The organism is Butyrivibrio hungatei, assembly GCF_900101605.1.
Taxonomy (GTDB): Bacteria; Bacillota; Clostridia; order Lachnospirales; family Lachnospiraceae; genus Butyrivibrio; species Butyrivibrio hungatei_B.
Map to the genome: position 1 here is coordinate 88,967 of NZ_FMUR01000006.1, position 21,805 is coordinate 110,771.

16 protein-coding genes are annotated in these 21,805 nt (G+C 40.4%); 2 read left to right on the forward strand and 14 right to left on the reverse strand.

All coding sequences use genetic code 11. The annotated features are described in order from the left end of the window. Window positions 1-2: 2 nt before the first annotated feature. Genes BLP87_RS05230 through BLP87_RS05290 form a run of 12 tightly spaced genes read right to left on the reverse strand, consistent with a single transcriptional unit; the run spans window position 3 to window position 15,709 of the window. On the reverse strand, window positions 3-1,787 hold the full coding sequence (locus tag BLP87_RS05230) for a hypothetical protein (RefSeq protein WP_074461755.1): 1,785 nt from the start codon (window positions 1,785-1,787) through the stop codon (window positions 3-5). Window positions 1,788-1,805: 18 nt separating this feature from the next. Beyond that, the gene (gene rffA, locus BLP87_RS05235; protein WP_074461756.1) at window positions 1,806-2,942 is read right to left on the reverse strand and encodes a dTDP-4-amino-4,6-dideoxygalactose transaminase; all 1,137 of its coding nucleotides are present in this window, start codon (window positions 2,940-2,942) and stop codon (window positions 1,806-1,808) included. A 34-nt stretch (window positions 2,943-2,976) separates the two neighbouring features. After that, window positions 2,977-3,447: a GtrA family protein gene (locus BLP87_RS05240; protein WP_074461757.1), complete on the reverse strand. Its 471-nt coding sequence runs from the start codon at window positions 3,445-3,447 to the stop codon at window positions 2,977-2,979. A 9-nt stretch (window positions 3,448-3,456) separates the two neighbouring features. Beyond that, a complete protein-coding gene (locus BLP87_RS05245) occupies window positions 3,457-5,229 on the reverse strand; it encodes a hypothetical protein (protein ID WP_074461758.1) in 1,773 nt (590 codons plus the stop codon). Then, entirely contained in the window at window positions 5,223-6,356 is a 1,134-nt protein-coding gene (locus BLP87_RS05250) for an acyltransferase (protein WP_074461759.1), read from the reverse strand. The genes BLP87_RS05245 and BLP87_RS05250 overlap by 7 nt, the downstream gene beginning before the upstream one ends. Window positions 6,357-6,392: 36 nt before the next feature. Next, entirely contained in the window at window positions 6,393-8,171 is a 1,779-nt protein-coding gene (locus BLP87_RS05255) for an ABC transporter ATP-binding protein (protein ID WP_074461760.1), read from the reverse strand. Window positions 8,172-8,210: 39 nt separating this feature from the next. Further along, window positions 8,211-9,287 (reverse strand): glycosyltransferase family 52, encoded by a 1,077-nt coding sequence (locus BLP87_RS05260; RefSeq protein ID WP_074461761.1) that lies wholly within the window; start codon window positions 9,285-9,287, stop codon window positions 8,211-8,213. Between the two features lie 3 nt (window positions 9,288-9,290). After that, on the reverse strand, window positions 9,291-10,352 hold the full coding sequence (locus BLP87_RS05265; RefSeq protein WP_074461762.1) for a glycosyltransferase: 1,062 nt from the start codon (window positions 10,350-10,352) through the stop codon (window positions 9,291-9,293). Beyond that, a complete protein-coding gene (gene pseG, locus BLP87_RS05270) occupies window positions 10,349-11,434 on the reverse strand; it encodes a UDP-2,4-diacetamido-2,4,6-trideoxy-beta-L-altropyranose hydrolase (protein WP_074461763.1) in 1,086 nt (361 codons plus the stop codon). Before pseG ends, BLP87_RS05265 begins: the two co-directional genes overlap by 4 nt. A 60-nt stretch (window positions 11,435-11,494) precedes the next feature. Next, window positions 11,495-12,562: a pseudaminic acid synthase gene (pseI, locus tag BLP87_RS05275; protein ID WP_330389978.1), complete on the reverse strand. Its 1,068-nt coding sequence runs from the start codon at window positions 12,560-12,562 to the stop codon at window positions 11,495-11,497. Between the two features lie 19 nt (window positions 12,563-12,581). Continuing rightward, complete coding sequence (pseF, locus tag BLP87_RS15715) at window positions 12,582-14,504, reverse strand: pseudaminic acid cytidylyltransferase (protein WP_083334490.1); 1,923 nt, start codon at window positions 14,502-14,504, stop codon at window positions 12,582-12,584. Then, the gene (locus tag BLP87_RS05290; RefSeq protein WP_074461764.1) at window positions 14,501-15,709 is read right to left on the reverse strand and encodes an ATP-grasp domain-containing protein; all 1,209 of its coding nucleotides are present in this window, start codon (window positions 15,707-15,709) and stop codon (window positions 14,501-14,503) included. The genes pseF and BLP87_RS05290 overlap by 4 nt, the downstream gene beginning before the upstream one ends. 212 nt (window positions 15,710-15,921) lie before the next feature. Between BLP87_RS05290 and BLP87_RS05295 the strand changes: the two genes are divergently transcribed. Together BLP87_RS05295 and BLP87_RS05300 are read left to right on the forward strand one after the other, a co-directional pair. Beyond that, window positions 15,922-17,304, forward strand: coding sequence for an MATE family efflux transporter (locus tag BLP87_RS05295; protein WP_074461765.1), 1,383 nt, complete (start codon window positions 15,922-15,924; stop codon window positions 17,302-17,304). A 207-nt stretch (window positions 17,305-17,511) separates the two neighbouring features. Continuing rightward, window positions 17,512-18,978: a hypothetical protein gene (locus BLP87_RS05300; protein ID WP_074461766.1), complete on the forward strand. Its 1,467-nt coding sequence runs from the start codon at window positions 17,512-17,514 to the stop codon at window positions 18,976-18,978. A 95-nt stretch (window positions 18,979-19,073) separates the two neighbouring features. On the opposite strand, the gene BLP87_RS05305 is transcribed toward BLP87_RS05300, so the two are convergent. After that, window positions 19,074-20,030, reverse strand: coding sequence for a helix-turn-helix domain-containing protein (locus BLP87_RS05305; RefSeq protein WP_051625398.1), 957 nt, complete (start codon window positions 20,028-20,030; stop codon window positions 19,074-19,076). A 161-nt stretch (window positions 20,031-20,191) separates the two neighbouring features. Next, entirely contained in the window at window positions 20,192-21,802 is a 1,611-nt protein-coding gene (locus BLP87_RS05310) for a hypothetical protein (protein ID WP_074461767.1), read from the reverse strand. Between the last annotated feature and the right edge of the window lie 3 nt (window positions 21,803-21,805).

Consider the following 21,805-nt stretch of genomic DNA (forward strand, 5'->3'; position numbering starts at 1 on the left):
AACTATTTCTCCCTGACCGCATATATCGCAAAAGCATCCGCTATGATCTTCTCGCGATCCACGGTAACTTCAATTCCCTTATCTCTGTAATAATCGATGATCCATCCTATTCCGTCTTCATCCGACTCAGACTGTACCACATATGCATTTTGCGCCAAAAGTCCCGACTGCATATCGCTGTATCCGGCTCTCGAATATTTCTTTATCGTAAGAGGGCTCTTTACTCCCCAGCCGCCCATGAGATCGTGATTTGCATATTCGTTGTTCACTCTGTCAAAAAGCTTTTCCGAGAATGTAGCTTCGCCTTCTTCCATATCATTTTCACACGAAATTGATGTATATACATCAATAAAATAAAAATTGTCACTATTTTCGGCAAAATAGTCATAAAGTGCATCATAGTGTTTTCGCATAAGCTCTCTTGCCTGCATTTCCGAGTCGATCACTTTTTTCTGATCAGGAACAAATAAAAGAGAGATCAGCATTACCGCAAATACTACCTTATAAGGCAAAGCTCTGCTCTTATCCGCGCGCCTTAAAAGAATCGCAAACAGCACCAGTATCTCGATAAGATACAGAGGATGAGTGATCCTTATAGGTGCTCTTCGTCCCATAATAATATAAATCCACAGCGTTGTCCTGCATATGAACAAAAGAGCAAGTGCACCGACTATACGAAGAATTTCTTTTTGGCTGCTGTCCTGCCTCGGAAATATGTAAGAAGCAAGCACCCCGATGTAAAGCAATATTACTATCAGATTCCACGGACAGTAATTCTCAGAATCAATCTCATAAGTATTCTGACGTGAAAAATTATGAAGACCGTAAATATACTTTGAAAATGCAGCTTTAAGCCGCTCCGCAAACGGCTCTTCATCAGACCTTAACTTATTCGCATATTCAGCTACTTCGTTCAAAACTTTCGCATCTATCTCATCGTCCAGACCTATATTATAATTTTCAAACGTTATAAGCCTATACTCGCTCTTATCAATGCCCAGGCTGTCGTAAAAATCCTTATTTGCCTCATATTCCGGCACATATTGGAAGTCGTACAACTCAGTTCTCGCATCAAAAATATCGCTGTATTCCTTCCATTCCGGCAGTGAAAATGCAAATCTATGTATTCCGAGCGCAAGCGCAAGTGCAGCAACTATAATGCCAAACAACTTAAGGCATTCAAAGAACTCTTCTTTGTTCATGTTCAGCATCCATCTGATAAAAATTGCAACACATACCAGCGGGAACGTCAGAAGCAGCATCTCCGATCTTAAAAGAAATGCCGTAAGAATAAGCCAAAATGCAATGCCAAAGTTATGGTCGGCATCTTTTTTATGTGTAAGAATGAGAAAGGCCGCGGTAGCCGACAAAAATCCGCAAGTAAATGTATACTGGACAAAAAGAAAATGTGCCCCGATCACTCCGAGTGAGAACATCAGCACAAAAAGCGCAGTCAAAACTTTGTGCTCGTCTTTCCTGCTAAGCTTCAACGCTTTGTAGGAAATGAGAAAAACACAAAGATACTGGCAGGTACACAAAAAAAAGCCATACCAGTCAAAGCCTCTTACCACTCTGTAAAACATAGATATAAAAGCACTTATCGGATACAGCATCTGTATATTATGAGCTTCGGGAGCGCCCGTGTACGCTCCCGAAAGCATGTCCTTCATCAGAACATCGTCATTAAGATCAAAAAAGTAATCTCCAATATATCCCATGAAAAGAACTGCAATAAATGTCAAAAGCAATGAAATTATAAAGTCGTATGTATTTTTAGTTTTTTTCATGCAAATACTCCGTTTTTATCAGTTAAATTTATAATACTCCTTAACCCTTGCAATAACCTCTTCCTGATCGCTTTCTGATAATTTGTAGTACATAGGAAGGCGAAGAAGTCTCTCGCTCTCCTTGGTTGTATATTTATCCTCTCCACTAAATATACTGTACTTAACTCCTGCTTTTGAGGAATGAAGAGGAACATAATGAGAAGCGGGAAGAATATCGTTTGATGTAAGATATCCGATAAGTCCCTTTCTCTCTTCAAAATCTTTACACTTGATGTAGAACATGTGCGCATTATGAACACACTCTTCCGGAATATAAGGAAGTTCTATGAGTCCTTTTTCCGCAAGCGGTGTAAGCTCCTCATAATATCTGTTCCAGCTCTTTAATCTGTCGTTGTTGATCTCATCCGCCATGTTGAGCTGAGCATACAGATATGCTGCATTCATATCACTCGGAAGGAATGAAGATCCGGGCATTATCCAGCTGTACTTATCAACTTTGCCAAGTTTGTAGAGAGTACGATTTGTTCCTTTCTCTCTTATGATGATGGCGTCATCAACGTACTTTTCATCGCGAAGAAGAAGTGCTCCGCCCTCACCCATGCTGTAGTTCTTGGTCTCATGGAAACTGTAATTACCAAAGTCACCGATCGCGCCAAGTGCCTTGCCTTTATATGTTGACATCACGCCCTGAGCGGCATCTTCTATAACAAGAAGGTTATGTCTCTTGGCGATATCCATGATAGTGTCCATCTCGCATCCGACACCAGCGTAATGCACAGGTACTATAGCTCTTGTCTTAGGTGTTATTGCCTGCTCGATAAGCTTCTCATCGATATTCATTGTATCGGGCCTGATATCAACGAACACGACCTTAGCTCCTCTAAGAACAAATGCATTTGCAGTTGAAACAAATGTGTAAGAAGGCATGATAACTTCATCGCCCTCTTTTATTCCCGCAAGAATTGCAGCCATCTCGGTTGCATGTGTGCATGATGTGGTAAGAAGCGCTTTTGAAACGCCTGTCTTTTTCTCAATCCACTTATTGTCAAGATCTGTATACTTACCGTCTCCGCAGATCTTCTGTGCTTCGACACACTCTTTTATATATTCGAATTCTTTGCCCGTATAAGGGGGTACATTAAAATTTATACGCATATTCACTCCTCCAAGACCGTGTATCTAATCCCACTCAGTCTTTTTTCTTAAAAACTATCAGTTTGCTGATAACATAATTAAGCACTATCACAACAAATGTTGCTACAAGCTTTACAGGCATCTTCGCAAATCCCATCTTTGTAATAAAGATAAATATCAACGCATCCTCAACTACAAGTGTGAAAAGCCTTCCAAGCGTGAATGAACCGGCCTGTTTAAGGAAATCCTTTTTGGTGTCAACTTTACCGTCAAATACCCATGTTCTGTTTGTAAAAAATTGGAACGCCACACAGATTACCCAGTCAATGGTATTGTTGATAAGCTCATTGATGTGCATGACTTCATCCATAAACCAAAACAGGAAAATACTCAAAAAGAAAGTCAATCCTCCAAAGAACAAATATAAAAGACCTTCTTTATATTTTTTATAAAATGGTTCGAAAATATTTAAAACAGGTAATGACATAATCTTGTCAAAAATATCCTTTTTCTCGGCATTCTCCATAATAAAACGCTACTCCTCACTTTCAACGGCATAGACCGTAAATCTATTACTCTCGAAGATTATATTATAATCGTGTTTCTTAATATAGTCCAATAACATATTATTTTTTTCTGTAACATTGGGATTTGCTGACATAATATCATCAAGCTTCCCGATCACAACTGTCGGATTCGGATTATCCGACAAATCAAGCTTTTCAAGCGCACTTGCAAATCTTACCGTAGAATAGCTGTCAAGATCCGGCCAGGTCGTATCTATGGCAGGTTCAATATCGAAAAGATACGATATTCCCGGAACATTTCCAAATGTCAAAACCTTACCCTGCGTAAGCCCGTTACTTTCAATACAGTTCTTAAGTTCGCTTAGCGTGTCATAATTAGCCTTCGTCGTCACAAGTCCGATTGCTTTGGCAATATCAGTAACCTTTGTGTCGAGCTTTAATTCCGGCGTGGCTTCATTATGATCCGCAAAAGAAAATCTCGCATGGAAAATAGCGCCCTGCACCAGAAGCACAACGATAACTCCCGTTATCATGGCTTGCCATGCAAAAATCCACTCATTATCCACAAACCTCTGTAAAAATCTTTGTATTATCCACAATCCTGCCGGGGCAACAAAGAAAAGACAGTTTACAAGCGGCATTGTGCGATTGTTACTTCCGATCGGAAGTATAAATATAAGCATAAGAGCCGCAAAAGATATAGTCCGTTCTTCCACTCCTCCATTAAAAAAACCGCTTACATCAGCAATTGTAAGGATAACAGTTATTATCAAAAACATCATTACTGCCTGAAACATCGATTCATAGTAATAATAATTTCTTGAGAAGACATCTTTTTTCACATAGTAGACAGCAAGTAAAAGGAGCCCTGCGATATAAAGGAACTTTTTAAGTAATACATAGTTCTTTTTTGCCACAAGAAACATGACAGTTCCCGCAGCAAGACACGGAATCATTATCAGCATATTTCCAAGCGTATGCGTGTACGCTTCCAGAATGTCGGCGATCATTCCGCCCGATGAATAATCGGTAGCTTCGCCTGTCATTGCAAAAAGTTTACTTATCGCATCCGGATAAGCATTAAATCCATATCTTAAAGAAATTAGAAAAAGCGGCACTCCAAAGCCTGCAGCATATCCACCGATACATATACCTGTCTTTTTGGCAACATCCGCAAACTTATCTTTCGCAATAAAGGAATTAAACCACAATACCAGGATGAGCACGCAATCAATAATCGCCGGAAAGCGCATCAGTACATTAAGTCCGAGGCACACACCCGCCGCAAACAGCAAGATTTCCTGCTTTTCCTTGGAAAAGACACCGCGGATCAGAAGCAATGTTCCAACCGTCACAAGCAGATACGGAAGATAATGATAAAGAATGACTCTGGGCGCCCAGCAAAGGCTTTCCGCAATAATCTCTCCTATAAATACCATCCTGCCGGGTATCCACTTCTGAAGCACATAGTAAGACACAAGCGCCATCGCACTTATAATAAAAGTACAATATACAGAGAAACCAAGTATTGTTCCGGCTCCCGGAAATTTCATAATGATGTTTCCAAAAAGATTTGAAAGGAACGTTGAAAAAAGCCACATGGGATCGACATTTCCCATAAACTCATAATTTCCCAGATTATAAGTGGTATCAACAATATCAAGTCCTTTCGTTATACCAAAAAAGGGATATAACAACAGAACCACCGGAAAGAAATATCTTTCCGGCAGACTTTGCAATCCCTTGAATTCCATAAAATAGCTTTTGATTTTTTTTAGCATAAGTCATCATCCACACGTTTGATAAATCTGAACAAGCGGGTATCACCAAGCACTCTTCCAAAAAAGTTAAAAATATACTTTCTGATCCAGTCCACAAAGATTCCTGCAAAGAATACTATAAGAACCGAAACAACCAGATGAATAAAGAACATAAGCACGTTATCAAGCGGTGTCTCTCCGATGATATGCTCGATCCACTCAACCCATCTGTCCGCTATCTCAAAATGCATATGAAGAAGATACACGCCCAGAGTGTACGGCGCTATTATCCTTATCACTTCGGCAAGAAGATTTTCTTTTAACCTCATAAATCTAAATACCGAAAAGAGCCCAAGTGCTCCGGTAAGGGCAAAAAAGAAATTATAGTGACACGGAACCTCTGCATAGTAATTAAAATTGCCCGTATCAAAATTGATCTTATAAAATACCAGGCTGAACGCCGCTATAACAACAACCGATATCAGATAAACAAGCGCGCTTTTCTTGGCATCTCTGAAAAGAACAATATTATATTTTCTGATATATGCAGCGATAAGATACAGACAAATGAACCACCCGAAATCATATCCCATTCTGTCCGTACCAAACTTTACGGGAACAATGCTCTTAATAAAGCAAAACCATGTAAGAAGTCCTATTATAACTGTCTTAAGCTGTTTTCTCTTAAGAGTATTCACCGCCGCATTCATAACAGGTGCCAGCACATACATGATCACATACGCCGTCACAAACCAGTAGTGCTCACTCGATATTGGGAAAAGATATCTTAAAGCCCTGTCGAGCTTATCTTCAGGCTTAACAGAATATGCTCCGACAATCATCATAGCACCCGAAATAAGCAGTGTATAGAAATAAACCTGCAAAATAAGGAGTAATACCTTACTTAATCTCACTTTTGAAGAAGACAGGTAATATCCGCTGATAAGCACATATACATTGACACCGGTGATCGCAATGGCTTCAAGTATCGTTGCAAATAACTGCACATTCGAAGCAGGCTCCCCGAGTACAAGCAGTGCATTTGATCGATAATTAAAATGGAGAGTGATGATCATAAGCATGGCTACGATTCTGAGAAGTTCGATATTCGCATCTCTCTTTTTTTTCGTAATACTCTGACTGTCCATTGCACCTCCGTTTATATTTCAGTCGATCTTATATCTTTATTTTCTGTCTACGACAGCCTTGCCGTCTTTGATGTTGTAAACCATATCGCACTTCTCAATTGTCTGAAGTCTGTGTGCGATAATAACAAGTGTTTTTCTTCCATGGAGCTTGTTTATTGAATCCATGATAGCTGCCTCAGTCTCATTATCGAGAGCTGAAGTTGCTTCATCGAGAACAAGTACCTCCGGATCTTCAAAAAGAGCTCTCGCGATACCGATTCTCTGTCTCTGTCCGCCTGAGAGACGAATACCTCTCTCTCCTATACCTGTATCAAGCCCCTCGGGAAGTGATCTCACATACTCATCAAGAGACGCTTCCTTAAGTGCCTGCCATACTTTTTCATCATCAATGTCCTCATCCGCATATCCAAATGCTACGTTCTTCCTGATTGTTGAATCAAGCATAAAGATTGTCTGAGGAATATATCCTATATTCTTGAGCCATCCGGGGTAATTACTCATTACATCGGTTCCGTCTGCGTAGATATGTCCGCTCTCCGTCTGCAAAAGACCAAGCATTACGTCTACGATAGTAGTCTTACCGGCACCTGATGTACCTACAATACCTACAGATTTGCCCACAGGCACTTCCATATCTGCGTGTTCAAGAACATATTTATCTGAATTCGGATACTTATAAGTAATATCCTTGAGCAAAATTGTCTCATTAACCGGAATCTTCTCAACTTCAAGCTTCTTCTTATAATCATCGCTGTTGTACGAGATTGAACTGTCGTTTATCTCCTGCTGAAGATTATCGCTTACGTTCATGAGGAAAGGCTCGAAATAAGCGATACTTGTGAGGTAGTTGTTGATTCTGTTTGCACTTGGAAGAAGTCTTGCCGCTGCCGCAGCAAGTACGGTAAGCGGAGAGATAAGATCTTTCACATCAACATGCCAATACAAAATAGAAATAAGCATATATCCGATCATTCCAACAATGGCAACAGACTCGATCAAAAGTCTGGGCGTTGAGTTGTAGAGATTATATTTCTGAACTGCGTTGACATAACCTGCACCGCAATCAGCATATCCGTTTATAAAAAAGTTCTCTTTATTTGCAATCTTGATCTCTTTTATTCCCGTGACTGATTCATCAATCCATTTATAAAGACCACTGTAGTAATCCTGATTCTCCTGTCCCGCTTTTGACATAATAGGTTTTATCTTATACTTGATAATAAGGAGCATTGCAACAAGGAGTGAGGCCAATGAAACAGTCATTTTAGCATCTTCCATTAAAAGATAAATCACCAGACTCACGAACACGATGATCTCACTTATAAGTTGCAATGAGCTGAGTATAAGCCCGTACATATTATTAACGTCAGACGTTATATTTCTTTGTATAACACTGGTGTCAGCATTCAAATAATACTCATAAGGACGCTGCATAAAATTAATCATCATCCTTCTTGAAGTTGCAAACTGATTTGTATATACAAACCTAAGCTGTACTTTATTCATAAAAAACAAAAAGATGTTCTTTATGACAATAATCACCATAATCGAAAACATTATTACAGCTGTGAGCTTTATCAGATCACTGCTACTGAGATCATAAACATCAAGATTCAAAAGGTCGCAGAGCACACGGAATTTTCTACTTTTATGTAAATCTTCCGGCTTAGAAATAGCCTCCATCAAAGGTACTATAAGAGCAATTCCGAATGTTTCAAGCAAACCTCCGATAAGCATCATAAAAACAATGCCGACCATCTGCTTTTTCTGTCTTGCATCGAGCAAGAGCATCAGTTTCTTATAAATCTTACGCATAAAATCAATTAAACCCTTCCGACTTATTTACATTATGCTTTAATCTGTTATAGCCTCATTCTGTCTGTGAATCTCGGGCGCTTCGTACTTATCCATGAAATCGTCCCCAAGATACAGCTTCTCTTTTACAAAACCGATAGAATCCACAACAGTATACACCGACACAAGTCTGTCGAACGAAAGTCCCTCTATAAAGTTAAGCATCTCCATGGGAAATGATCTGTCAAGCACGATCGAATCGGGAAATGCCTTGGTATAATCGAGGTAATCTCTCGGGTGCTGTTTTATCATTACCACAGCATCCCTTCCATCTATATTACCATAGGCGTCAATAATGTCTCTGAATATACGCTCTCTGGTCTCCAGATCGCACAGAGGCTCTGACAAAACAAGAAGTGTCTTTCCGTCTTTTTCCTTAAAGAGCTTATCCCTAAGTCCCTTAATATCATCGACAAAGAGTTCCAGCATCTTCTCTTTTTCCTGCGAAGTAAGTCTGTCCGTGAGCATCTTCCTCGGAAGTTCGACATATTTTTTACAAGGATAAGGAAGCACCGATATGTTATTAACTTCCATGTCTATGCAATATCTTCCATAGCCGTTCTGGATATGGATAAGTCCCAGAGATGCGATAAATGCTTTGATCTTAAAATGACCTCTGTTATCATATCTGGCCGTATCGTAATATCTTATGCAATCGAGTCCGTCCTCAACAGCGTGATATCTTATCTTCTTGTAGTTAAGATAATAGCCTATCGGATCTGAATCGCAGAAAACATAAATATCTTTGTATTTCCTGAAATCAACGGGAATATACTTCTCCTGAAGCTTGCCGAATTTCCTGCAGAACTTCATTCTCTTTATCATGTTCGCCGCAATATTTCCCGAATCAGTCTTAAGCTCTTTGAGCTCAGGAAAAAAAGTATCTTCCTTCTCGTCGTACTCAAAGACTTCCTCAAAGATATCGCTCTTCTTTGCTCTCTCCACCATATTTCCGAATTTATTGGACATCTTGGAAAGAACAAGCGAAGCTTTTCCGCCGTCAGCAATATAAAATTCTTTTAAGCATGCCACATACACATGGTAAAAAGTGTGACAGACATAAATTCTATCGAACATCTCTTATCTTCCGTTCCTTAGATCTCTGTAAAACCACAACAGTCTGTAATAAATATAAAACAGAAGGTGTGACTTCATCTGCATCTTAATAAGCTTCTTTTCTTCCGCATGAACTTTTTCAATATAATATTTGTTGTTCTGAAACCCCGGGAAAGTCTCTTTCATCTCTTCTGCAAGCTTCTTTGCAAAGCCGTAGCTGTTCTTAATCCCTGATTTCCTGGGCATTACGGAAAAAAGTGTGTTCACATAAAATAACACGGTGTATTGGAATTCAATCTCATCTTTATAGTCGTCAAAGTAGCCGTTTTCCTTAGCTTCCGTAAGTATCTGTCTTCCGGCGGTCATTCGGTCTTCGAGGTTCTTCTCGGAAATACTGTGAACCGTCGAAGCATTGTGCTGATAATAAAAATAAAGCGGCTCTTCAATATATTCGAAATGCTTGGATCTTATCATCCAGGTATTACTTACCGCATTGTCTTCGTAAAAAATATCTTCGGGGAAGATATCAAGTTTTACTTTTGTTCCCGGAACATAATCTCCGACTATGATCTCTCTTTTATAAACCTTTACCACAAGACTTCCCGTCTCTATCAGGAGGTTCTTGTAGCGCTCTTTATCCATAACGCCTGTTTGGGAAAAATTGTTGTTGTGGACTACCTTTCCGACTTCGAAGGTATGTTTATCCACAAAGCAGTAGTCACATCCGACCATGTCAGCTCCCGTCTCTTCGGCCTTCTTAATAAGCCTTTCGTAGTAATCGGGAACAATCCAGTCATCGGCATCTATAAATCCAAGCCACTCACCCTGAGCTGCAGCAAGTCCGATATTCTTGGCTCCGCCCTGATGGTGATTGACTTCTGATTTAAGTGCAAAGAAATTCTCCGGATACTTCTTGCTGTAATCAAGAAGTATATCATAAGAATTATCCGTCGAGCAGTCATCGACCGCTATTATCTCAAAGTCCTTAGGATCCAGCGTCTGTGCCACAAGACTTTTTAAACAATAATCAAGTTTTCCTTCTGCTGCCATGTTGTAAACAGGCACTATTATACTAAGTTTTTTCATGTAAGCTCCAAAATTGCCTCAGCTATCTTTTTTGCCCCGTCTCTTCCGACTATACTTCTGGCCGTATCGCTCATCTTCTGTCTAAAAGAGCTGTTATCAAGTGAAGCAACTCCCCATGTTACGATCTTACGTATCACTTTGTCATCTTCACGCACGTCTCCGGCGTATTTTGCGGCTCCGACTTTATCAAAGCCTTTTACAAAATCCACCTGATTATCCGCCATACTGAACACTACTGTCGGAACTCCAATCGCGCAAAGTTCATAAAGCGTAGTTCCTCCCGCAGTTACTGCGAAATCAGCATCCTTCATAAGTTCTGACATATCCGTCACATATTCGTGAAGTGTAATCTCCGGATGCTTTTTGGCAAGCTCTGCCAATTCCTTCTTGTATTCATCTTCAAAAAGAGCTCCCACGATCACATCACATGATATTTTATGTAAACTGCACAGAACCTTGCTTCCGATTCCTTTTTCCTCATAGACTCTGTTAAGAATATCCCCTATGACATGATACGGATCGGTTCCTCCCGTTGAAAGAAACGCATGCTTTGCAGTATCTTTTACATTATATTCAATATTATCAAACTGCTTCCTAAGAGGAGCATACTCTCCGCCAAGAAGTTTTATCGGTGCACTGTACATCTCATCATTATAGATAAGGTCATAGTTGACAACAATGTCAACAGGATAGTCAAACTTACACAGATCATCTATATATCCCGTTTTTGTACCCGGACTGTTCTCTTTTACCGATGCTCTCAGAAGATTAAAATACTCCTCTGTCATAAAATACGAATCTATCAGAAGAAAATCAGGTTTTTCATCTCTGAGCATCCCGTCAAGAGCTGGAAAATCTGTAATCGGATTGGAAAAAACAGAGTGAAGTATCCTTGCATTATAATAAACTCCGTCTTCTTCCGATAAGGTTTTTAATAGGTCTGCACTGGTCTCATCCGAAAGAATAAACTCTATATCAGCCCCAAGATCCGACAGTTCTTTTGCGATTGTCATGCACCTTCGTATATGACCTGTAGCAATTATTCCATTGCCGTTTGCCTTGATCCAGACCTTTTTTCCCATTTCTTCCTCCCGATCCGAAACTTACGATATCTGTCTGTACTCTATCATTCTGAGAAAATATCACTTGAAATCTTCGTATTTAAGCGGCTCTCCTCTGTATAGATCATGCGAAGCATGTTTTCCGACAATATTGTCATATTCTATAGGCGGAAGCCCGTTACCCGGACGGATCGATCTGATATTCTCAGAAGTAAGCACTTCGCCCTGTTTGATGTCTTTTACAATAAAAAGAGATCTTGCTCCTTCTCGCTCCGTCTCCTGAACGGGAGTAAGCTTGTATTCCTTGCTTCCAAGCGCTTTTTCAACCATTCTGACATTCTTAACAAGCTCTGCAAATTCCTGCGGCTCCATTGAAAAAGCTCCGTCAGGACCACCGTCACTTCTCTTAAGCGTAAGGTGCTTTTCTATCATTCTTGCTCCAAGCGCAACCGAAGCTACCGCAACGGCACTTCCCATAGTATGATCGGAAAGCCCCATAACGCAGCCGTATTCCTGCGCAAGCGTAGGTATCATATTAAGATTCACATCTTCATATGGCGTCGGATAAGCAGATGTGCACTTGAGCAGGATAATATCTTTATTACCTTCTGCAAGACAAGCCTCGATAGCAAGTCTGATATCGCTCTCTCTTGCTACTCCCGTAGCGATGATCATAGGCTTTTTCTTGGATGCGCACTGTTTTATAAGCGGAATATCCGTTATCTCATAAGACGCGATCTTGTAAGCCGGCATATCCATCTCTTCCATAAAATCAACAGCCGTACTGTCAAAAGGTGATGAAAAGCAATCAAGTCCAAGTTTCTTGGCTTCTTCACAAAGTCCCGGCTGCCAATCCCAAGGAGTGTACGCTTCCTCATATAGTTTATGGAGCGTTGTTCCATCCCAGATTGTTCCGCCTGTGATCTGAAAATAGCTCTTATCGGAATCAATCGTTATTGTATCAGCCGTGTAAGTCTGCAGTTTTATAGCATCCACGCCCGCCTCTTTTGCAGCATGTATTATTTCAATCGCTCTGTTATAATCCTGAAGATGATTGGCTGACATCTCAGCAATAATATATACGGGATCGTTCGCTCCGATATAGTGATCTGCGAGCTTGATCCTCTGATTAAGTTCAAACATAGACATTTCCTATGTCCTCCAAAAATTACTCATAATGATTCTTTGTTATATACTCATCATTTGTCCACGGCTCCCTGGCAACGAACAAACTTCCGTCTTTCTTCTTTACATAGACAGCGGGAAAATAATGAATAAACAGAGGTGTCAGACAAACAGTGTATCCGCCCGCATTTGTAAAGATAACTCTGTCTCCCGTCTTAAGCTCACGCTCGTTATCTGCCGGAAACAATCTGTCGTATTCCATACAGGTTGCGCCGCATATCATCTGCGTAGAGATAACTTCTCTGTTATCATCATTCCTATATTCAAGTCTGTGAGGATACACTCTTCTTGTGACCTGTGGATTTAGATTTACCCTGCTTCCGTCAATCACTACATATGTGTGCTCTCTGACTTTCTTAGTATCAATAACACTCGTCACAAAATCAAAGCTCGATGAAACCATAGAAACTCCGGGCTCCATAATAAGCTTTGTCTTGCTCACATCAAATTTTTCCGAAAGAACTTCCGCAATTGCCGGAACATAGTCTCTAAAATCAGGCTTATCTTTTACTCCGCCGTAGTAACCGCCGCCCATATCTATATATTCAAGATTAAGACCATACTCATCCGAAACTATTACAGCGACTTTCGCAAGAGCTTTGAATGCGTTGATCGTTCTGGACTTTGTTGAAGAATGAAGATGAAGTCCTACTATTTTAACATTCTCATTTGCCTTAAGTTTCTTTATTACATCCTTAAGAGCTCCGTTTTCATAGCAATATCCGAATCTACTTCCCTCTTCATCGGCAAGTACTTCTTCGGGGATGAGCTTTTGGATATTGTAATTTACCCTGAGTCCGACTTTGATCGTCTTATCCTTGTTTGCTGCAGCAATCTCTTTTACCCACTCAGGCTCATAGTTTGAATCAAGATTAACTATTCCTCCGCCCAGAAGTACTTCTTCAAATGCTTCTCTATCCTTGATCGGGCCGTTAAATATCACCTGATCCGCTCTGTATCCAAGCCTTTTTGAAAGCTCATATTCTTCCTTAGATACAACTTCCGCATAAAAGCTGTTATCCTTAAAGTGCTTAAGGAGCCATGGAAGTGAATTGGTTTTTACGGAAAAAGAACAGATGTAATTATTCCATCCCTTTTCCAGAGCGGATTTCAGCAGTTCAATATCAGCATCCAGTTTAGACTCGTCAACTCTGTAATACGGAGTTTTAAGAGTAGTATCATCAAATTTGGTAAAAGAGCTGTCTGATGATATGCTTCTTTTTCCCTCTCTGCAAAGTCTCTTAAACTTCTCCTCGGCTATCTCCCAATCTTTGGGTGTATCTATATCCTGAACCTCGTCCTCGTCAAGGATCAAAGGGACCATATCCTCAACATCAGTTGTTCCGTCGCGGAAAAAAGCATCTGTCCTGCATGCATAGAACTGCCCACTGTCATGATAAAGTTTCTCAAGGTCCTGAGATCTCACCGTAGCAAATTCGGGATATCTTCTCACAAGTCTGCCGTTTTCCACAACAAACCCTCTCTGCGGAGGATAAGAGAACAGGCAAACAGGCGTTACCGACTCATGTTCATCAAGCTTAGCCATTGCCTCTTTAAGCCTACCGGACGTTATGAATGGCGCCGTTGGATATATACAGCAGAACTTATCAAAATTCTTTCCATTTTCCTTATAAGTATTCAGAACTTCCGCAATAACCTGATCGGTCGTGGCATAATCACCCGCAGTTTCATCAGATCTGAAAAAAGGAATCTCGGCACCTGCTGCCTTGGCAATCTCAGCTATCTTCTCATCATCCGTAGATACCATTACGGTATCAAACACGCCGCTATCAATCGCTGCTCTTATCGAATACGCTATTATAGGCTTTCCGCAAAAGTTCTTTATATTTTTACCCGGTATTCTTTTACTTCCGCCTCGCGCGGTTATTATCGCAACAGAGCTCATCTATTATCCTCCAGCTCAAATTCACTAAGTATCGCATCTGCGTATCCGTCAAGTTCAAAAGGTGAATCCGCTTCAACACAGAAATATCCTCTTCCCATGACAGAAGCTCCGTTCGTTACTTTCCCAAGAAACATGCCTTTTTTGAGATTACAGCACCACGCCTTTAACGGATATTTCTTGAAAAGCTCCTTTTCATCGGGAACTTTATTGACTCTGACATTTTCAAAATCAAAATATCTTATGAGCATGTTCTTTTCCACATTAGGTTCAAAAGAATAAGATTTATTAAGCGCGGGAACGGCAAATTTAATAAACTCTGTAACTTCATCAACGCCGCTTGCAAGTGGTGTGAAGAGGTTATGAAGATTATGTCCCGAAGGTCTTGCGGAAATTTCAATTATAAAGGGATTACCGTCATTGTCCTTGATTATGTCCGCGTGAATGATATTGCTCTTAAAGCCTATCGCATCTCCTGCTCTGGCGATAAGCTCTTTTGTCTTTTTGAAAAATTCTGCGTTTTTATCGGTTTCGATAACGGAATAATATCCGACGCACTCCCTGTACGGGGGCGGGGTATTCTTTTTTCCCCTAAGAAGAATGAGTTTAAACTCTCCGTCCACAAAAACTCCGTCCACGCCGTACTCGGTTCCTTGAACACAGGTCTCAACGCAATAATCCTCATCGTAGGGCTGACCTGAAAGGAATTTCTCTTTAAGTTCCTGTGGAGTATTGAACATCTCTACTCCGCGGCTTCCCGATCCAAATCTGGGTTTTACTATCACGGGATAAATCGTGTTAATCTCATCAATATCGGTATTTTCTTCTCCTGCTGGAATCAGGTAAAGTTCTGCATTTCTAAGTCCTTCTTCCGCGAGTATCTTATGAAACTCGTATTTATCCGTGCATACATTTGCCGCATCAAAAGAAACACCGCAAATATTGTATTTGTCATTTACAGCGCCTGTAGTCGTAAGATACCTTCCGATTGGAACAGGAAGAACCACGTCAGGCTTATTTCCATCCCTATCCAATATCTCAAAGACCTTCTGCGGATCTCTTATATCTACAACAAAGGAAGCATCGGCCGCTTTAAGACCAGGTGCTTCCGGGTTTCCGTCAAGAGCCACTACTTTAAGTCCGAGCTCTTTTGCCTTATTTATCACATAAATTGATTCGGAGCTTGCTCCGATTACTGCTGCTGTCATATGTTTACGCCTCCTTCAAAAGGTGCTAAATCGCGCATATTTAGACGTATTGATTATAATATATGGCGGAGCAAAGGTCAAAAAAGTGAGGTGACATACATAGGGGGTATGCGCTTGCAATCGGATTTCTTTATATCAGGCTATAAGTTTTTATTAATTTACATTTGGTAGCCGGATGTTAGTATTTAGTAAAAACACAGAATGGCTTATTTATGACAGGGAACAGGAAACTGATTAAAGAGATTATACTTCTGATAATACCGGCTATAATTGAATATTCGTTTCAGGCTCTTGTGAATTATGCTGACTTTATAATGGTTGGAAAACTGGGAATAGAATCGTCGGCAACTATTGGAATCACCAATGAAGTGACCTTCCTTATTAAGGCAGGAGTCAATGCACTGGGCGTGGGTGTTTTAGCCTATATGGCAAGAGAAATCGGTGCGGGTAATCGTAAGTATCTAAAAAATGCAACGTTACACGCTTATTTTTTGGCGCTTATTATGGGCGTATTCACAACTGCATTTCCACTTCTGATAAGTCCGTATCTGCCAACTCTCCTAGGGGCGGATGAAATTATCAGAAAGCCTGCCTCTATGTATTTTTCCATATGTTCGTCCATGGGAGTTTTCTTCTCTTTCAATGTAACTGCAGGAAGTATCAGAAAAGCTGATAAGGACATGAAGACACCACTTCTGGTAAATGGATTTATGAATATTCTTAACGTGGTACTGAACTGGTTTTTGATATATCCGGACAAAGCATTTAATCTCTTTGGAATTGAAGTGAATATAAGAAGATGTAATCTCGGCGTTATAGGTGCAGCTTACGGCACGGCCATTGCAACCTTGATTGGCGGAATACTGATGGTTGTTCTAAATGAACGTCATATGGATACCTCGGTAAAGGGAATGAACGGAATCTTAGAAAGTCTTTTGCAGACTGAGGGAAAAGATATTGTAAGAAAATACGTCTTTGTGGGTCTTCCGGCATTTTTGACGTCAGTTGTGACAAGCTTTGGAAGAGTAATCTTTACCGCCATGATTGTCCCGCTCGGAACAGCGATATACGCCGCTCATTCAATCGCATTTACGGCAGAATCGGCTTTTTTCATTCCGGCGGTGGGAATGGCAAGCGCAGTAGCCTCTCTCTCGGGAAATGTGCGAGGAGAAGGTGATATAAAAAAGCTAAACAAGCAGACCCATCTTGTTTGTGGAATTATAGTGATCATCATGTTGATGGCAACCTCAATTCTATTGTTGTGTGCAGATGATATAATAGCCTTTTTCACAGAAGATAAAATTGCATTGACGAAAGCTCCGAGGCTATTACGAATTGTCGCGATCAATGAGCCTATGTTTGGAATCTCTATAGTATTGCAGAATGTATTTAACGGAATCGGGAAAACCAAGATTCCGCTGTTAGTATCCGGCTTTACACAATGGTTTGTAAGAGTGCTTGGAGTATTTGTTTTTGTGCATATCCTTGGATATGGAATAGAGATCGCATGGATATGCATGATTTCAGATAATATTCTAAGGGCAATCCTATTGTATGTTTGGTACTGGTGCGATAACAAAAGGTTAATGGCATAGCCCAGAATACGATAAGTATCATAAGTCCGTATACAGGCATCTCATATCTGTTTGAAGCGCTTCCGAATGAGCTATCTACATCCACTACATAAAAAGCCGGGACATAATTAATTGTGAATACACAGAAAATTCAAATTTTCGTGTTACCATTGTATTAGTACATGTAAACAATGTATTTCTAAGAGTTCACAGAGAAAGGAAAATGACATGAAGAAAAAACAGGCTCTGGCAATACTTATTGCATCTTCTATGGCACTCTCGATTGTAGGCTGTAGTGGAGCAGAAACGAGTGCTTCCGAAGGAAGCAGTGAAATGGAAATGACCGAGGAGGAAAAAAGAGAGATTGCGAAATCAGAAATGGTCGCTGCTGTAGAAGCATCTTCTGTAGCTTCATCGGTTAACGAAGCTGCTACATCAAGTGATGCTGCTACAACTGCAACTTCTGACAACAAAACTGCCGCTTCAGCAGTTGCTTCAACCGATAAATCTGCAGAGGCTACTCCCGTAAAACAAGCCGATCACGAGGTTCTGTATAACGGCAAAGCTCTTTCTGTATTCAATGATTCATCAAAGACACTTGCAGATCTTGGAGCTTATGACAAAAAAATAACCGCTTCGCCAATTGAATTTTTTTATACTTATGAAGCTTCCGGTATTGAATATTCAACTTACCTTTGCGACGGAAAAGAACTTCCTCTTGGAATTGATGTTTCTAAGAAAGGTGCTACGACATCACGTAATATCGGCGTAGGCGATACAAAAGACAAACTTGTAGCTGCATACGGCAATCCATCAGAAAAAAGCGATCCATCGAAAAAGGCCGAAAATACATATTACTACAAATATAATTTTGATAAATTCTCTATCTGGTTCTACATAAGCACAGAGAAAAACACTGTAGTATTCTATGAAATTGATAATACAACCAATGTGGAAGCTGAAAACAAAGCAGAAAAAGATTCTGAAAAGGCAAAGGCGTCAGAGGCTGCTGCAACTGCTGCTTCCGCTGAGACTGCTGCTTCTGCGGCAAGCACTACTGCACCTGTAGCATCCGCCGAACAGACAGCACCCAAAACAGATATTTCCGGAAGCTGCGGAAAAGCATTTGCCGAAGTTGCAAAAAAATCGCATGATGCAAACAGCAACGCCAAATATGCTCTTCTTTATTTAACCAAAGATCAGACACCCGAACTTGTTGTAGACAATCCGGGAAAATCTGTTTCTTTGTATACTTTTGAAAACGGAAAACTTATTACCATGATTTCAGATTGGCGTTATGGTGTAAGCTCTCAGGGATATGGAACAACATCATATTGCTACTTACCTTATGAAAACAGATTCCTTGAGAACACCAACAACTGCCTTGCATACATTGATCACTATGCCGGAGAAGAAACGATTATTTGTGATTGTTCGTATAACTTCTTACCGTTCTGGCCTAAAGTAGCTGAAGTAGTACCTTCAGGAGATGCAGATGCTCCGCGTCGAGAAGCGAATATGGGCGAGAGTTTTCGCAGATCAACTAGCGGAAAGAATAATTATATGGCGCTGTCACATTCAGGACTTACAGAGGAAGATGCCAATAGAATATTGGCAGATACACACTGGGAGAAGCTTGAAGGTAGCATGGACTACGACACAATACTTTCAAAAATCGAAGCACTCGGACTGTAATATAATATCTAAGCCATATCAGAGTTTATAAAAATAGAAGGTACCTCCAACATCTAAACTGTTGAGGGTACCTTTTTTCATGGCATATGCAATTTCTATGCGGTTGCGTCAGCTGTTATCTCAGATGCAATTTTACGTTTTCTATGAAGTGTTACAACCTGATATATTATCATACCGCAGATCAGCAACACCGAAACGCTTCCAAATGCAACACGATAAATAAACAGCTTACCCTGATATGGTATTGCATCATGAAACTGATTAGCTTCGTTAAATCTACCGGCCATATAGATTACATATTCAACAAATTCTTTTATGGCATCGATCATTTTCCATACCGAAACTCCTACAAGCATAACAGGTACAATGACTTTCTCATTTTTACGAATAAAGTATAAAACTGCTGCCACCGCTCCTATTATTCCCAATAAGCAATCAAAATAATACGGTACAAAATTAGGAGTTCCGACCATAGAAGCGCTGTTTCTTTGAACCATCGTTATATCATTAGCTGCAATCACAAGACTTTCAATAAAAAAGATAGCATAATACGCCGCTATGACCGCTCCTATCTTTTTTGGCGAAAGAGTAACTTTTATAGAATGAACCAATCCATAAGTAAAAATCAGCACTTGTAAAGTTCCGCATACTATTTCACATACAGTCCTGACTACCGTCGCGACGTCATTACATCTTACAGCCCATCCGGTTATATATTTCCAATCTGTAGTCAAAACTTCCCTGCCTATAATTGATACCAATGAAAATATTATTACCGCGTAAAAAAAGATCATTACATTATTTGCTACTCTATTCTCTACTACAGGATTTCTTTCAACAACTTTATCCATTTCATTCCCGGATAACAGGTCGTCAAGGCTCACCTCCAGAATATCTGATAATCTCTTTGTCGTAAGAAGGTCGGGATATCTGTCACCGCATTCCCAGTGCGAAACCGTCTGCCTTGTTACATATAACTTTTCCGCCAATGTCTGCTGTGTCAGTCCCGTCTTCTCGCGGGCCCGTCTTAACTGCTCGCCAAATTCGACCATATTACCTACGCTCCTTTCAAAATGTCACCTGCAAGTGTAATTTTAGTATCCGATATGCCCGCAGAAACTACAAGCAACACCTCGAAATTCCATGTCGCTCAAATGTTGCCCCACATAAAAGAAAGGAAAACGCCGGTAAAATCAGCATTTTCCTCTCCGTATTATTCTCTCGGTGTATCAAAGCGATGCTCTGTGATACCGCTTATCTCACAAGTGGTCCACATGTCTTCCGAATCAACTTCTCTTATAGAATCAAGTTTTTCACAACTCTTGACGAGGTTACAGATCGCATCATTCTTATAATCATCATCCGCAACATAAAGCACGATCTTTCCCGCATTCACAACGCCCTGCTCTGTAAGCGGATCAAGATTCTCCTCATCCATGTAAAAGACTCTGTCGTATTGCAAAAGCTCATCCGTAAGGCGCCATACATTGTGAGGCGTTGCGGGATTGAACATTACAACCGCAACTTCGCCGCTATTCGCCTGAGCATAATTTATTTTATCCACATCCTCTTTGTATAAAAAGAGAACATTATTGCCTGTAACATGTCCTTTTATAAGGAAGACAAGCATAACAATCGTTACGATGGGAACGCATACCCTGTCTTTACCAATCTTCTCAGCCACGTAGTAAAGAGCCCACATCACAAGTAAGATTATAAGTCCGTATATAGGCATCTCGTATCTGTTTGACGCACTTCCCACCAAAAGAGCCGCCTTAGTCGTAAGGAAGAAATATCCTACCGTTCCCGCCGTAAGAATAGCTACTTCAGCGCTTATATTAAAACGTGTTCTATCAAAACATTCCTTGCGGGTTACAACAAGATATACCACTCCCACCGCAAGCATTATTGCCAGAACTGTAAGTCCTCCGCCGAAAACAAAGTCGTTCAAAAGTCCTGTAAAGAACGACAGACGCATGAATGTATTCTTTACATCAAACATGCTTCCCGTAGCTCCGGTTCCTCTGTAGCCTCCAAGAAGGTGATGAAGCATAGCGGGATATGTAAGAACCGCAAGAACCATGCTAAACCCGCATCCCATAACATAAACCACGGTATTTCTGAAATCTTTTTTCCTAAAGAACATCCACACTGCAAGGGCAAAACCTATGCAACCAAAAAAGAATATATAGAAATACTGGATCAGAACTCCAATGTATGAAACCACTGCGATAGGAAGCAACAGTTTAACACAGAAATTTTTCAGATCATCTTTATATGAATCATATTCCTGAACGAATCTAACATGCAGATATGCACAGATGAATACTGCCGCCGTGAGCCATGCATACATCCTGATAAGCATGTTGCATGACACTGTCTGAGGATTGAGTCCCCAGAAACCAAGCACAAACAGCATCACATAATATGGAAGGCGAAGCCTCTTCATCAGAGCAAACAACGCCAAAAATGAAATAACAAACGCAATTAAATTGGTAATCAGTCCCGTCCACTTGGTAAATGTAGAAGGAACCATTGAACACAAGGTATGGAAAATAAAATAGTATATAGGAGGATGAACGTCCCATGACTGAACAAGCTTCACAAGCCCGTAATTAAAGCCTTCTCCCGGCTTTACGCTAAACTCGTCAAAGACAGTCTGCTTGTCCTGCCACTCTCTGTCCGGCTGATAAAGTCCCTGACTTCTGTTCGAAGAAAAATATGTATAATACTCATCTTCATGGAAGCCCGACTTCTGAAAGCCGTAGAAAATACTGAGAAGAACAGATACGATCAAAATTATATATACTATGCTTTTTTTCATAAA

Excerpts from the sequence above, each read along its gene's own strand:
- pseI (WP_330389978.1), bottom strand. The coding sequence starts at position 12,562 with ATGTCTATGTTTGAACTTAATCAGAGGATCAAGCTCGCAGATCACTAT.
- rffA (WP_074461756.1), bottom strand. The coding sequence starts at position 2,942 with ATGCGTATAAATTTTAATGTACCCCCTTATACGGGCAAAGAATTCGAA.
- pseG (WP_074461763.1), bottom strand. The coding sequence starts at position 11,434 with ATGGGAAAAAAGGTCTGGATCAAGGCAAACGGCAATGGAATAATTGCT.
- BLP87_RS05260 (WP_074461761.1), bottom strand. The coding sequence starts at position 9,287 with ATGTTCGATAGAATTTATGTCTGTCACACTTTTTACCATGTGTATGTG.
- BLP87_RS05310 (WP_074461767.1), bottom strand. The coding sequence starts at position 21,802 with ATGAAAAAAAGCATAGTATATATAATTTTGATCGTATCTGTTCTTCTC.
- pseF (WP_083334490.1), bottom strand. The coding sequence starts at position 14,504 with ATGAGCTCTGTTGCGATAATAACCGCGCGAGGCGGAAGTAAAAGAATA.
- BLP87_RS05290 (WP_074461764.1), bottom strand. The coding sequence starts at position 15,709 with ATGACAGCAGCAGTAATCGGAGCAAGCTCCGAATCAATTTATGTGATA.
- BLP87_RS05300 (WP_074461766.1), top strand. The coding sequence starts at position 17,512 with ATGAAGAAAAAACAGGCTCTGGCAATACTTATTGCATCTTCTATGGCA.
- BLP87_RS05245 (WP_074461758.1), bottom strand. The coding sequence starts at position 5,229 with ATGCTAAAAAAAATCAAAAGCTATTTTATGGAATTCAAGGGATTGCAA.
- BLP87_RS05265 (WP_074461762.1), bottom strand. The coding sequence starts at position 10,352 with ATGAAAAAACTTAGTATAATAGTGCCTGTTTACAACATGGCAGCAGAA.
- BLP87_RS05295 (WP_074461765.1), top strand. The coding sequence starts at position 15,922 with ATGACAGGGAACAGGAAACTGATTAAAGAGATTATACTTCTGATAATA.
- BLP87_RS05305 (WP_051625398.1), bottom strand. The coding sequence starts at position 20,030 with ATGGTCGAATTTGGCGAGCAGTTAAGACGGGCCCGCGAGAAGACGGGA.
- BLP87_RS05250 (WP_074461759.1), bottom strand. The coding sequence starts at position 6,356 with ATGGACAGTCAGAGTATTACGAAAAAAAAGAGAGATGCGAATATCGAA.
- BLP87_RS05230 (WP_074461755.1), bottom strand. The coding sequence starts at position 1,787 with ATGAAAAAAACTAAAAATACATACGACTTTATAATTTCATTGCTTTTG.
- BLP87_RS05255 (WP_074461760.1), bottom strand. The coding sequence starts at position 8,171 with ATGCGTAAGATTTATAAGAAACTGATGCTCTTGCTCGATGCAAGACAG.
- BLP87_RS05240 (WP_074461757.1), bottom strand. The coding sequence starts at position 3,447 with ATGGAGAATGCCGAGAAAAAGGATATTTTTGACAAGATTATGTCATTA.